12 protein-coding genes are annotated in these 12,222 nt (G+C 71.1%); 9 read left to right on the top strand and 3 right to left on the bottom strand.

Going from position 1 to position 12,222, the window contains the following annotated elements:
- Positions 1-6: 6 nt before the first annotated feature.
- Positions 7-462 carry a DUF3093 domain-containing protein gene (locus tag ACIQU4_RS33805; RefSeq protein ID WP_403738961.1) on the bottom strand — a complete coding sequence of 152 codons (456 nt, stop codon included), beginning with the start codon at positions 460-462 and terminating at the stop codon, positions 7-9.
- A 58-nt stretch (positions 463-520) separates the two neighbouring features.
- Here ACIQU4_RS33805 and ACIQU4_RS33810 point away from each other — a divergent pair, with 58 nt between their 5' ends.
- The 7 genes from ACIQU4_RS33810 to ACIQU4_RS33840 all read left to right on the top strand — a co-directional run bounded on the left by ACIQU4_RS33810 (position 521) and on the right by ACIQU4_RS33840 (position 7,089).
- The gene (locus ACIQU4_RS33810) at positions 521-1,105 is read left to right on the top strand and encodes a PaaI family thioesterase (protein ID WP_403738964.1); all 585 of its coding nucleotides are present in this window, start codon (positions 521-523) and stop codon (positions 1,103-1,105) included.
- Positions 1,105-1,641: a dUTP diphosphatase gene (gene dut, locus ACIQU4_RS33815; RefSeq protein ID WP_403738966.1), complete on the top strand. Its 537-nt coding sequence runs from the start codon at positions 1,105-1,107 to the stop codon at positions 1,639-1,641. The genes ACIQU4_RS33810 and dut overlap by 1 nt, the downstream gene beginning before the upstream one ends.
- Before the next feature lies 1 nt (position 1,642).
- The gene (locus tag ACIQU4_RS33820; RefSeq protein WP_403738969.1) at positions 1,643-2,422 is read left to right on the top strand and encodes a DUF3710 domain-containing protein; all 780 of its coding nucleotides are present in this window, start codon (positions 1,643-1,645) and stop codon (positions 2,420-2,422) included.
- A gap of 204 nt (positions 2,423-2,626) precedes the next feature.
- Complete coding sequence (locus tag ACIQU4_RS33825) at positions 2,627-5,233, top strand: DUF4118 domain-containing protein (protein ID WP_403738972.1); 2,607 nt, start codon at positions 2,627-2,629, stop codon at positions 5,231-5,233.
- Entirely contained in the window at positions 5,230-5,916 is a 687-nt protein-coding gene (locus tag ACIQU4_RS33830) for a response regulator (RefSeq protein ID WP_376018152.1), read from the top strand. The genes ACIQU4_RS33825 and ACIQU4_RS33830 overlap by 4 nt, the downstream gene beginning before the upstream one ends.
- Positions 5,917-5,940: 24 nt before the next feature.
- On the top strand, positions 5,941-6,360 hold the full coding sequence (locus tag ACIQU4_RS33835; RefSeq protein WP_403738975.1) for an OB-fold nucleic acid binding domain-containing protein: 420 nt from the start codon (positions 5,941-5,943) through the stop codon (positions 6,358-6,360).
- A gap of 3 nt (positions 6,361-6,363) precedes the next feature.
- Complete coding sequence (locus ACIQU4_RS33840; RefSeq protein WP_030154362.1) at positions 6,364-7,089, top strand: DUF3159 domain-containing protein; 726 nt, start codon at positions 6,364-6,366, stop codon at positions 7,087-7,089.
- 83 nt (positions 7,090-7,172) lie between these two features.
- Here ACIQU4_RS33840 and ACIQU4_RS33845 read toward each other — a convergent pair whose 3' ends face one another.
- Positions 7,173-7,835 (bottom strand): TrkA family potassium uptake protein, encoded by a 663-nt coding sequence (locus ACIQU4_RS33845; RefSeq protein WP_030859497.1) that lies wholly within the window; start codon positions 7,833-7,835, stop codon positions 7,173-7,175.
- Positions 7,832-8,500, bottom strand: coding sequence for a potassium channel family protein (locus tag ACIQU4_RS33850; RefSeq protein WP_385582280.1), 669 nt, complete (start codon positions 8,498-8,500; stop codon positions 7,832-7,834). Before ACIQU4_RS33850 ends, ACIQU4_RS33845 begins: the two co-directional genes overlap by 4 nt.
- Before the next feature lie 209 nt (positions 8,501-8,709).
- Between ACIQU4_RS33850 and ACIQU4_RS33855 the strand changes: the two genes are divergently transcribed.
- Both ACIQU4_RS33855 and ACIQU4_RS33860 read left to right on the top strand, forming a co-directional pair.
- Positions 8,710-10,758: an APC family permease gene (locus tag ACIQU4_RS33855; RefSeq protein WP_403738979.1), complete on the top strand. Its 2,049-nt coding sequence runs from the start codon at positions 8,710-8,712 to the stop codon at positions 10,756-10,758.
- Positions 10,759-10,876: 118 nt separating this feature from the next.
- Positions 10,877-12,208, top strand: coding sequence for a class I SAM-dependent RNA methyltransferase (locus ACIQU4_RS33860; RefSeq protein WP_403738982.1), 1,332 nt, complete (start codon positions 10,877-10,879; stop codon positions 12,206-12,208).
- The last annotated feature ends 14 nt before the right edge of the window (positions 12,209-12,222 follow it).

Consider the following 12,222-nt stretch of genomic DNA (forward strand, 5'->3'; position numbering starts at 1 on the left):
GGATGATCAGCCCTTGGCCGCCCGGATCGCCGAGACCAGAGCCTGCGGCTCGCGGGTGGAGACGTACGCGTACGGAGTCGGGTCCTCGGGGTCGGTGATCGGGACGCGCACCGCCGTCGGGACGTAGCTGCGCAGCAGCATGAAGGCGCGCGCGTCCGCCTTGTACGTGCGCCAGGCGCGCGCCTCCTCCGCGTCCAGCACCTCGGGCTCGCCCAGCGCCGCCACCGGGATCCGTGCCTCACCGGCCGCCAGCGCACCGTTCACCACGCGCACGCGCGCGGAGCCGTACGAACTCACCAGCAGCCCCGCCAGCGCGGTGCCCCCGACCAGCCCGGCCAGCAGCGGCAGCGTGCCCAGCGGCAGCAGCATCAGCGCGCACGCCAGCCCGATGAGTACGGCGATGGCCCACCAGGAGCGGGGGGCGGTCAGACGTTCGTCGTGGTGCGCGGGGGAGAGCTGCATAGCGCCAAGCCTGCCACGAGGCGACCGGCGGGTAGCGGCGCGGGTAAGGTCTGCGCCTGTGAGTGGACGAAACACAGCGTTGACGCCCCCGGCCGATGCCGCCGCACCGGTCCGGCACCCCGAGGCCCCGGCACCCGGCGAGCTGCTCGGTGCGCACTACGGGCACTGCTTCGGCTGCGGCGAGGGCCAGCCCCACGGACTCCACCTGGAGGCCCGTGCCGGGGAGGGCGTCCGCGTCAGCGCCGAGTTCACCGTCAAGCCCGCGCACCAGGGTGCCCCCGGCCTCGCCCACGGCGGCGTGCTCGCCACCGCGCTCGACGAGACGCTGGGTTCCCTGAACTGGCTGCTGCGCGTCATCGCGGTGACGGGACGGCTGGAGACCGACTTCGTGCGGCCGGTGCCGGTGGGCACAGTGCTGTACCTGGAGGCCGAGGTGACCGCCGTCGCCGGGCGCAAGATCTACTCCACCGCGGTCGGCCGGATAGGCGGGCCCGAGGGCCCGGTCGCCGTGCGCGCGGACGCGCTCTTCATCGAGGTGAAGGTCGACCACTTCATCGACAACGGTCGGCCCGAGGAGATCCGGGCGGCGATGTCCGACCCGGACCAGGTCAGGCGCACACGCGCCTTCGAGGTGAACCCCTGATGTCTGAGAACAACCACGCCCCGGTCGACGTGCTCATCAAGCGTGTCGACCCCGAGGTGCCCCTGCCCGCGTACGGCCACCCCGGCGACGCCGGCTGCGACCTGGTGACCACCCAGGCGGCCGTGCTGGAGCCCGGCGAGCGCACCGTACTGCCCACGGGGGTGTCCATCGCCCTGCCCGACGGGTACGCGGCGTTCGTGCACCCGCGCTCTGGCCTGGCCGCCCGCTGCGGGCTCGCGCTCGTGAATGCCCCGGGGACGGTGGATGCCGGGTACCGTGGGGAGATCAAGGTGATCGTGGTCAATCTCGACCCGCGCGAGAGCGTCCGGTTCGAGCGCTTCGACCGCATTGCCCAGCTGGTTGTCCAGAGGGTCGAGAAGGTGCGCTTCCACGAGGTGGCGGAACTTCCCGGCTCGGCGCGGGCCGAGGGGGGTTTCGGCTCCACCGGTGGTCATGCGGCCGTGGCCGGATCCGGCGCTGGTCAGCAGGGTGGGAATGGCTACGCTTCGGTCGTATCCGACCGGGAAGGACAGTGACGTGTTCGGACGTCGCAAGAAGAACGACTCCGCCAAGGACGGCGGCGCGGCCGAGCAGGTCGTGGACGGCGCGGCTGCCGATGAGCAGGACGGCGGCGAGGAGCCCGGCTCCGCGCCCCGCAGGGTGAATCTGCCGCCGGCCCCGCGGCCCGACGGCCCCTGGGACGTCTCCGAGGTGCCCGGTGCGCCCGAGGAGGGTCGCGTCGACCTGGGCGGCATTCTCGTACCGGGTGTCGAGGGCATGGAGCTGCGCGTCGAGGTCGCCGGTGACGCGATCGTCGCCGCGACGGTCGTCCTCGGCGACAGCGCCGTACAGCTGCAGGCCTTCGCGGCACCCAAGAAGGAAGGCATCTGGGGCGAGGTCCGCGACGAGATCGCCACGGGCATCACCCAGCAGGGCGGCATCATCGACGAGGTCCAGGGTCCGCTGGGCTGGGAGCTGCGCGCCCAGGTGCCCGTACCGATGCCCGACGGCCAGACCGGCGCCCAGCTGGTGCGCTTCGTCGGCGTCGACGGCCCGCGCTGGTTCCTGCGCGGGGTCATCTCCGGCCAGGGCGCGGTGCGTCCCGAGTCGGCGGGCGTGCTGGAGCAGATCTTCCGCGAGACCGTCATCGTGCGCGGCGACGGCCCGATGGCTCCGCGCGACCCGATCGTGCTGAAGCTGCCGAACGACGCCCAGATGGTGCCGGACGGCGTGCAGACCGAGGACCAGGAGGGCTCCCGCTTCTCCGGTGGCATGGGCCAGCTGGAGCAGGGTCCGACGATCACCGAGGTCCGCTGACCCGGCGGATCCGCGGTTGATGGCCGACTGATCCCCGGCGATGCCTGTCAGGCGACTGTTTTCGGCCGCGGGCCGTACTCCTTCGGGGTACGGCCCGCTGTCGTTCCCGCGGGGTGCCGGTCCCGGGTGTCAGGGATCCGTCAGGGATGGGCGGACGGGCGCCGAAAGTGCGTGATCGGCGGAAACGTCCCGGAGAATGGGCGCATGGGACGCGGCAAGCTACGGATCTACCTCGGCGCGGCACCCGGTGTGGGCAAGACGTACGCGATGCTGTCCGAGGCCCACCGCCGGGTGGAGCGGGGTGCCGATTGCGTCGTCGGCTTCGTCGAACACCACGGGCGGCCGCGCACCGAGGTGATGCTGCACGGGCTGGAACAGGTCCCGCGCAAGGAGCTCTCGTACCGGGGCGCCGGCTTCACGGAGATGGACGTGGACGCCGTACTGGCGCGCCGGCCCGCGATCGCGCTCGTGGACGAGCTCGCGCACACCAACGTGCCGGGCTCGCGCAACGCGAAGCGCTGGCAGGACGTCGAGGAGCTGCTGCGGGCGGGCATCGACGTGGTGTCCACCGTGAACATCCAGCACCTGGAGTCGCTCGGCGACGTGGTGGAGTCGATCACCGGGGTGCGGCAGCGGGAGACCGTGCCGGACGAGGTGGTGCGGCGGGCCGAGCAGATCGAGCTCGTCGACATGTCCCCGCAGGCGCTGCGCCGGCGGATGGCGCACGGGAACATCTACCAGTCCGACAAGGTCGACGCGGCCCTGTCCAACTACTTCCGGCCCGGCAACCTCACCGCCCTGCGCGAGCTGGCGCTGCTGTGGGTGGCCGACCGGGCCGACGAGTACCTCCAGCAGTACCGCGGCGAGCACAACATCCGCTCCACCTGGCAGGCCCGCGAGCGGATCGTCGTCGGGCTCACGGGCGGGCCCGAGGGCCGTACGCTCATCCGCCGCGCGTCCCGGATGGCCGCGAAGGGCTCGGGCAGCGAGATCCTCGCCGTCTACATCGCCCGCAGCGACGGGCTGACCGCGGCCTCGCCGAAGGAGCTCGCGGTCCAGCGGACGCTGGTCGAAGACCTTGGCGGAACGTTTCACCATGTGATCGGCGACAACATCCCCGACGCGCTGCTCGAATTCGCCCGCGGGGTCAACGCCACCCAGATCGTGCTCGGCTCCAGCCGCCGCAAGGCCTGGCAGTACGTCTTCGGCCCCGGCGTCGGCGCCACCGTGGCCCGCGACTCGGGGCCCGACCTCGACGTGCACATCGTCACGCACGAGGAGGTCGCCCGGGGCCGCGGGCTGCCGGTGGTCCGCTCCGCGGCCCGGCTCGGCAGGCCCCGGATCATCGCCGGCTGGATCGTCGGCATCGTCTGCCCCGCCCTGCTGGCCGTCCTGCTCACGCACGTGAACGCCGACCCGGGCCTCGCCAACGAGATGCTGCTGTTCCTCTCGCTGACCGTGGCCGCCGCGCTGCTGGGCGGGCTCTGGCCGGCGCTGGCCTCGGCCGCCTTCGGCTCGCTGCTGCTGAACTACTTCTTCGCCCCGCCCGTCCACCGGTTCACCATCTCCGACCCGAAGAACATCGTGGCCATCGCCGTCTTCTTCGGGGTGGCGGTCTCCGTGGCCTCCGTGGTGGACCTGGCCGCCCGGCGCACCCACCAGGCCGCCCGGCTGCGCGCGGAGTCCGAGATCCTCTCCTTCCTGGCCGGCAGCGTGCTGCGCGGCGAGACGACGCTGGACGCGCTGCTGGAACGGGTGCGCGAAACCTTCGCCATGGAGTCCGTGGCCCTGCTGGAGCGCACGAGCGACGTCGAGCCCTGGAAGCGGGCCGGCAGCGTCGGCCCGCACCCGGTCGACCGCCCCGAGGAAGCCGATGTGGACATGCCCATCGGGGACGACATGGCGCTGGCCCTGTCCGGCCGGGTGCTGCCCGCCGAGGACCGCCGCGTGCTCGGCGCCTTCGCCGCCCAGGCCGCCGTGGTCCTGGACCGGCAGCGGCTGGTCGGGGAGGCCGAGGAGGCCCGCCGGCTGGCGGAGGGCAACCGGATCCGGACCGCGCTGCTGGCCGCCGTAAGCCATGACCTCCGTACGCCGCTGGCCTCCATCAAGGCCTCGGTGTCCTCCCTGCGCTCCGACGACGTGGACTGGTCCGAGGAGGACCGGGCCGAGCTCCTCGAAGGCATCGAGGACGGCGCCGACCGGCTCGACCACCTGGTGGGCAACCTGCTCGACATGTCCCGGCTGCAGACCGGCACCGTGACCCCGCTGATCCGGGAGATCGACCTCGACGAGGTGGTCCCGATGGCGCTGGGCGGCGTACCCGAGGACAGCGTGGTGCTGGACATCCCGGAGACGCTGCCGATGGTGGCGGTGGACCCCGGGCTGCTGGAGCGGACCGTGGCCAACGTGGTGGAGAACGCCGTCAAGTACAGCCCGGCCGACGAGCGGGTGCTGGTCCGGGCGAGCCACCTGGGCGACCGGGTCGAAGTACGCGTCGTGGACCGGGGGCCCGGGGTGCCCGACGAGGCCAAGGACCGGATCTTCGCCCCCTTCCAGCGGCACGGGGACGCCCCGCGCGGCGCCGGGGTGGGCCTCGGCCTCGCGGTGGCCCGGGGCTTCGCCGAGGCCATGGACGGCACCCTGGCGGCCGAGGACACTCCGGGCGGCGGGCTGACCATGGTGCTGACGCTGCGCGCCGCGACGGGCGACAGTGGACCGGAACACGCCACGGTGCACGGCGGCCTCGCCGCCGCCGACGGCACCGACCTCATCGATCTCGACCCCATACGACAGAAAGCAGGACCTCAATGACCCGGGTGCTCGTGGTGGACGACGAGCCGCAGATCGTCCGAGCCCTCGTGATCAACCTGAAGGCGCGCAAGTACGAGGTCGACGCCGCGGCGGACGGGGCCCAGGCCCTGGAGCTCGCTGCGGCCCGCCACCCCGACGTGGTCGTCCTGGACCTGGGCCTGCCCGACATGGACGGCGTCGAGGTGATCAAGGGCCTGCGCGGCTGGACCCGGGTGCCGATCCTGGTCCTCTCGGCCCGGCACAGCTCCGACGAGAAGGTCGAGGCGCTGGACGCCGGGGCCGACGACTACGTCACCAAGCCCTTCGGCATGGACGAGCTGCTCGCGCGGCTGCGCGCGGCCGTCCGCCGGGCCGAGCCGGGCACGGGCTCCGGCGAGGACGAGGTGATCGTGGAGACCGACGGCTTCACGGTGGACCTGGCCGCCAAGAAGGCCGTGCGCGAGGGGCGCGACGTACGGCTCACGCCCACCGAGTGGCACCTGCTGGAGGTGCTGGTCCGCAACGGGGGCAAGCTGGTGAGCCAGAAGCAGCTCCTGCAGGAGGTCTGGGGGCCCTCGTACGGCACCGAGACGAACTACCTGCGGGTCTACATGGCCCAGCTGCGGCGCAAGCTGGAGGCCGACCCTTCGCATCCGCGGCACTTCATCACGGAACCGGGCATGGGATACCGCTTCGAGAGGTAGCGCGGGCGCCGGTACGCTTCCTGTATGAGTGCTGAACCGCGTCCCGAGAAGTCCGCCAAGCCGGTCAGGCCGGCGGGCCGGTTCCGGCGGATGATAGAGCGGCTGTCCACCTCGCAGGAGGAGCTGCATTCGGCGGAACTGCAGGAGGCCGCAGAAGCCGCGGGGTGCACGCGGATCTGCGACTCCCACGACCGCCAGATAGTCAAGGTGACGGGAACCCTGCGTACCGTCACCCTCCGGCCGCGCGCCGGGGTGCCCGCCCTGGAGGCGGAGCTCTTCGACGGCTCGGCGGCGCTGGACGTGGTCTGGCTCGGGCGTCGCTCGATCGTGGGAATCGAACCGGGGCGGCGCATGATCGCCTCCGGGCGGGTCGCGATGAGCCACGGCCGCCGGGTCCTCTTCAATCCGAAGTACGAACTCCGACCGCTCGGACAGGAGCAGTAGCCGGTGACGTCACTCGACAAACCGATCACCCCGGATCCCGCGGGCGAACCGTCCGCGGACCAGAAGGCCGTCACGCAGGCGGCGCTCTTCGACGCCTTCGGAGGCGTGCGGGGCACCGTGGAGACGATGCTCCCCGGCCTGCTCTTCGTGATGATCTACACGATCAACAAGGACGTGAAGATGTCCGCCTTCGCGGCGGGCGCGGTCGCCGTCCTGCTCGTGATCGTGCGGCTGCTGCGCAAGGACACCGTCAAGCACGCGTTCAGCGGGGTCTTCGGCGTGGGCGTCGGCGTGGCCTTCGCCCTGTTCACCGGTACCGCCAAGGGCTTCTACCTGCCCGGCATGATCTACGGCGCCGGGCTGGGCGTGGCCTTCACGCTGTCCGCGCTGGTCGGGTTCCCGCTGCTGGGCGTGATCCTGGGGCCGGTGTTCAAGGAGAACCTGTCCTGGCGGACGCGCAACCCCGGGCGGAAGAAGGCGTACACCAAGGCCAGTCTGGCCTGGGGGCTCATCTTCCTGGCGAAGTACGCGATCCTCTTCCCGCTGTACTGGTGGGGGGACGCGACGCAGCTGGGCTGGGTGCTGATCGCCCTGAAGCTGCCGCCGATGGTGCTCGCGGTGTACTTCACGTGGGTGTTCCTGGCGAAGGCGCCGCCGCCGATCGACGTGATCGCGGAGTGGGAGGCCGAGGAGGCCGCGGAGAAGGCCCGCAAGGCCGGGGCCAAGTAGCGGGACGGGTACACGGGACATGTGAGAGGGCGGGCAGCCGACCGGCTGCCCGCCCTCTCACATGTCCCGTGGGTTGCGGGCCGTCAGTGGCGCGCCTGGAGGAGGTCCTCCAGCTGTTCCTCGCGGGCCTGGGCGGCCACGAAGAGCAGTTCGTCGCCCGGCTCCAGGGTCTCCTCCCCGTGCGGGGTGAGGACCCGGTTGCCGCGGATGATCGTGACCAGCGAGGTGTCCTCGGGCCAGGTGATCTCGCTGATCTGGGTGCCGGCGACCGAGGAGTCGGCGGGCAGGGTCAGCTCGACGAGGTTGGCGTCGCCGTGGCTGAAGCGGAGCAGCCGCACCAGGTCGCCGACGCTGACGGCCTCCTCGACCAGGGCCGACATCAGACGCGGCGTGGAGACCGCGACGTCGACGCCCCAGGACTCGTTGAAGAGCCACTCGTTCTTCGGGTTGTTGACCCGCGCCACGACCCGGGGGACCCCGTACTCGGTCTTGGCGAGCAGGGAGACGACCAGGTTGACCTTGTCGTCGCCCGTGGCCGCGATGACCACGTTGCAGCGCTGCAGCGCGGCCTCGTCGAGCGAGGTGATCTCGCAGGCGTCGGCCAGCAGCCACTCGGCCTGCGGCACGCGCTCCACGGAGATGGCGGTCGGCGCCTTGTCCACGAGGAGCACCTCGTGCCCGTTCTCCAGCAGCTCGCCCGCGATGGAACGGCCCACCGCGCCGGCTCCGGCGATCGCGACCCTCATGCGTGTGCCTCCTCGGGGCCTTCGGCGAAGGACGCCTCGACCTTGTCGATCTCGTCCGTACGCATCATCACGTGGACGAGGTCGCCCTCCTGCAGCACCGTCTGGGACGTCGGCAGCATGGCCTCGCCCAGCCGGGTGAGGAACGCCACGCGGACGCCGGTCTCCTCCTGCAGCTGGCTGACCTTGTGCCCGATCCAGGCGGCGGAGGTGTGCACCTCCGCGAGCTGGACCCCGCCGCTCGGGTCGCGCCACAGCGGCTCGGCCCCGGACGGCAGCAGCCGGCGCAGCATCTGGTCGGCGGTCCACCGTACGGTCGCGACGGTGGGGATGCCCAGGCGCTGGTAGACCTCGGCGCGCTTGGGGTCGTAGATGCGGGCGGCGACGTTTTCGACACCGAACATCTCGCGTGCCACGCGGGCGGCGATGATGTTGGAATTGTCACCACTGCTGACTGCTGCGAAGGCGCCCGCTTCCTCGATCCCGGCCTCGCGCAGCGTGTCCTGGTCGAAGCCGACCCCGGTGACGCGGCGCCCGCCGAATCCGGCTCCCAGCCGGCGGAATGCGGTGGGGTCCTGGTCGACGACAGCGACCGTATGCCCCTGCTGTTCCAAGGTCTGCGCGAGGGCGGAGCCCACTCTTCCGCAGCCCATAATGACGATGTGCACGGCCGTCCTTCCGGCTGTCAGCGCTCGCTGGTTCCCAGCCTCATTGCATGCTCTGGCTTCACAGGGTCTCAGACCATGGCCCAAGCTACACACGGGCGGTCCACCATGTGACCTTTGCAGCGCACACGGGGTCTCAATGCGGGTGTCATTGCCCTGTAATACGGGCGGGGGGTTCGTCAGCCGGATTTCGAACGCTTACGATCCTCTGCGTGTCCAAACTGACCGACGTGCCCAAACGGATCCTGATCGGCCGGGCGCTACGCAGCGACCGCCTCGGGGAAACGCTCCTCCCCAAGCGGATCGCCCTACCCGTGTTCGCATCCGACCCGCTCTCCTCGGTGGCATATGCCCCCGGCGAAGTCCTGCTGGTCCTGTCGATCGCGGGTGTGTCGGCGTACCACTTCAGCCCCTGGATCGCCCTCGCGGTCGTGGTGCTGATGTTCACCGTGGTCGCCTCGTACCGCCAGAACGTCCACGCGTACCCCAGCGGCGGCGGTGACTACGAGGTCGCCAACACCAATCTCGGGCCGAAGGCCGGACTCACCGTCGCGAGCGCGCTGCTCGTCGACTACGTCCTGACCGTCGCCGTGTCGATCTCCTCCGGGGTCGAGAATCTCGGCTCCGCCGTGGATTTCGTCATCGAGCACAAGGTGCTCTCCGCGGTGATCATGATTCTGGTGCTCACGCTGATGAATCTGCGCGGTGTGAAGGAATCCGGGAAGCTCTTCGCCATTCCGACGTACGTGTTCGTCGGCGCCGTCTTCGTGATGATCGCCTGGGGCGCCTGGCGCGGCCTCGTCGCCGGCGACACCATGCAGGCCCCGACGGCCCATCTGGAGATCAAGGCCGAGCACCAGGGGCTGGCCGGCTTCGCGCTGGTCTTCCTGCTGCTGCGGGCCTTCTCCTCCGGATGTGCCGCCCTGACCGGCGTCGAGGCGATCAGCAACGGCGTTCCCGCCTTCCGCAAGCCCAAGAGCAAGAACGCGGCCACCACCCTCGCCCTGATGGGCGGCCTGGCGGTCACCATGTTCTGCGGCATCATCGGCCTGGCCATGGCCACCGACGTGAGGATGGCCGAGGAGCCCGCCACCAACCTGCTGGACAACGGCGTCCCCGTCGGCCCCGAGTTCGTCCAGCACCCGGTGATCTCCCAGGTGGCCGAGGCCGTCTTCGGCAACGGCAGCTTCCTGTTCATCGTCCTGGCGACCGCCACCGCGCTCGTGCTGTTCCTGGCCGCCAACACCGCGTACAACGGCTTCCCGCTGCTCGGCTCGATCCTCGCGCAGGACCGCTACCTGCCGCGCCAGCTGCACACCCGCGGTGACCGGCTCGCCTTCTCGAACGGCATCGTGCTGCTCGCGGGCGCGGCGATCCTCCTCGTGTGGATCTACGACGCCGACTCCACCAAGCTGATCCAGCTCTACATCGTCGGTGTGTTCGTCTCCTTCACGCTGAGTCAGATCGGCATGGTCCGGCACTGGAACCGCCACCTGCGGACCGAGAAGGACCAGGCCGCGCGGCGCCGTATGCACCGCTCCCGGGCGATCAACACCTTCGGCGCGATCTTCACCGGCCTGGTGCTCGTCGTCGTCCTGGCCACCAAGTTCACGCACGGCGCCTGGGTCGCCCTGCTGGGCATGGTGATCTTCTACGGCACGATGACCGCGATCCGGAAGCACTACGACCGGGTCGCCGCCGAGATCGCCGCCGCCGAGGGCCCCAGCGACGACAGCGTGCGGCCCTCCCGGGTCCACTCCATCGTCCTGGTCTCCAAGGTGCACAAGCCCACGCTGCGCGCGCTCGCCTTCGCGAAGCTGACCCGCTCGGACACCCTGGAAGCGCTCAGCATCAGCGTCGACGCGGTCGAGACGAAGGCGCTGAAGGAGGAGTGGGAGCGGCGCGGGATCAACGTACCGCTCAAGATCCTCGACTCCCCGTACCGCGAGATCACCCGCCCGGTGGTCGAGTACGTGAAGGGCCTGCGCAGCGAGAACCCGCGCGACGCCGTCAGCGTGTACATCCCGGAGTACGTCGTCGGCCGCTGGTACGAGCACCTGCTGCACAACCAGAGCGCGCTGCGGCTCAAGGGCCGCCTGCTGTTCACCCCCGGCGTGATGGTCACCTCGGTGCCCTACCAGCTGGAGTCCTCGGAGCTCGCGAAGAGGCGGGCGAAGAAGCGGCAGGAGTGGAACGCCCCGGGCGCGGTGCGCCGCGGACCGGTGGACACCCAGCGCCCGAAGGACCGCGCGGGGAAGTAGCGCCGCTGCTGTCGGTGCTGTCGCTGCTGTCGGTGTGGCGAACGGCCGGACGAGATCCACGTAAACTGGTGGGTCGGTCGTCCGGCCGTTCCCATTTATGTTTTGGAGTCTCCCCACCATGACCGAGCAGAACGAGAAGCAGTCCTTGGTCGGGGAGCAGTACGAGGTCGAGGTCGGCCCCGTCGCACACGGCGGGCACTGCATCGCCCGCACCGCCGAGGGCCGTGTCCTCTTCGTCCGCCACGCCCTCCCGGGGGAGAAGGTGATCGCCAAGGTCACCGAGGGCGAGTCGGACTCCCGCTTCCTGCGCGCCGACGCGATCACCGTCCTCGACGCCTCCAAGGACCGGGTCGAGGCCCCGTGCCCGTACGCCGGCCCCGGCAAGTGCGGCGGCTGCGACTGGCAGCACGCCAAGCCGGGCGCCCAGCGCCGGCTCAAGGGCGAGGTCGTCGCCGAGCAGCTGCTGCGGCTCGCCGGGCTCACCCCGGAGGAGGCCGGCTGGGACGGCACGGTCATGCCGGCCGAGGGCGACAAGCTGCCGGCCGGGCAGGTCCCGCAGTGGCGCACCCGCGTCCAGTACGCGATCGACGAGGACGGGCGCGCGGGTCTGCGCAAGCACCGCTCGCACGACATCGAGCCGGTCGACCACTGCATGATCGCGGCGCCGGGCGTCAGCGAGCTGGGCATCGAGAAGCAGGACTGGCCCCAGATGGCCACGGTCGAGGCGATCGCCGCGACCGGCTCCCAGGACCGCCAGGTCGTCCTGACCCCGCGCCCGGGCGGGCGCCTCCCGCTCGTGGAGCTGGACAAGCCGGTATCGGTCCTGCGGGTCGAGGAGAAGGACGGCGGGGTCCACCGGGTCCACGGCCGCCCCTTCGTACGGGAGCGCGCGGACGGCCGTACGTACCGCGTCGGCATGGGCGGCTTCTGGCAGGTCCACCCGCAGGCCGCCGACACCCTGATCAAGGCGGTCATGCAGGGCCTGATGCCGCGCAAGGGCGAGATGGCCCTCGACCTCTACTGCGGCGTCGGCATCTTCGCGGGCGCCCTGGCCGAACGCCTGGGCGAGACGGGCGCGGTGCTCGGCATCGAGTCCACCAAGCGCGCGGTCGAGGACGCCCGGCACAACCTGGCGGACTTCCCCCGGGTCCGCATCGAGCAGGGCAAGGTCGAGTCGGTCCTCCCGAAGACCGGCATCACCGAGTGCGACCTGGTCGTCCTGGACCCGCCGCGCGCGGGCGCGGGCAAGCAGACGGTCCGCCAGGTGGCCGGCCTCACCCCCCGCCGCATCGCCTACGTCGCCTGCGACCCGGCGGCCCTGGCCCGCGACCTGGGCTACTTCAAGGAGAACGGCTACAAGGTCCGCACCCTGCGCGTCTTCGACCTGTTCCCGATGACCCACCACGTGGAGTGCGTGGCGATCCTGGAGCCCATCCGCGACGACGCCTGATCCGCGGTTTTGGG

Origin of the sequence: Streptomyces sp. NPDC090741, assembly GCF_044769045.1 — a bacterium.
GTDB lineage: Bacteria > Actinomycetota > Actinomycetes > Streptomycetales > Streptomycetaceae > Streptomyces.

What these genes read in the sequence shown, in the direction of transcription:
- ACIQU4_RS33845 (WP_030859497.1), bottom strand. Translation starts at nt 7,835, where the DNA reads ATGAGGGTCGCGATCGCCGGAGCCGGCGCGGTGGGCCGTTCCATCGCG.
- ACIQU4_RS33835 (WP_403738975.1), top strand. Translation starts at nt 5,941, where the DNA reads ATGAGTGCTGAACCGCGTCCCGAGAAGTCCGCCAAGCCGGTCAGGCCG.
- ACIQU4_RS33830 (WP_376018152.1), top strand. Translation starts at nt 5,230, where the DNA reads ATGACCCGGGTGCTCGTGGTGGACGACGAGCCGCAGATCGTCCGAGCC.
- ACIQU4_RS33805 (WP_403738961.1), bottom strand. Translation starts at nt 462, where the DNA reads ATGCAGCTCTCCCCCGCGCACCACGACGAACGTCTGACCGCCCCCCGC.
- ACIQU4_RS33825 (WP_403738972.1), top strand. Translation starts at nt 2,627, where the DNA reads ATGGGACGCGGCAAGCTACGGATCTACCTCGGCGCGGCACCCGGTGTG.
- dut (WP_403738966.1), top strand. Translation starts at nt 1,105, where the DNA reads ATGTCTGAGAACAACCACGCCCCGGTCGACGTGCTCATCAAGCGTGTC.
- ACIQU4_RS33860 (WP_403738982.1), top strand. Translation starts at nt 10,877, where the DNA reads ATGACCGAGCAGAACGAGAAGCAGTCCTTGGTCGGGGAGCAGTACGAG.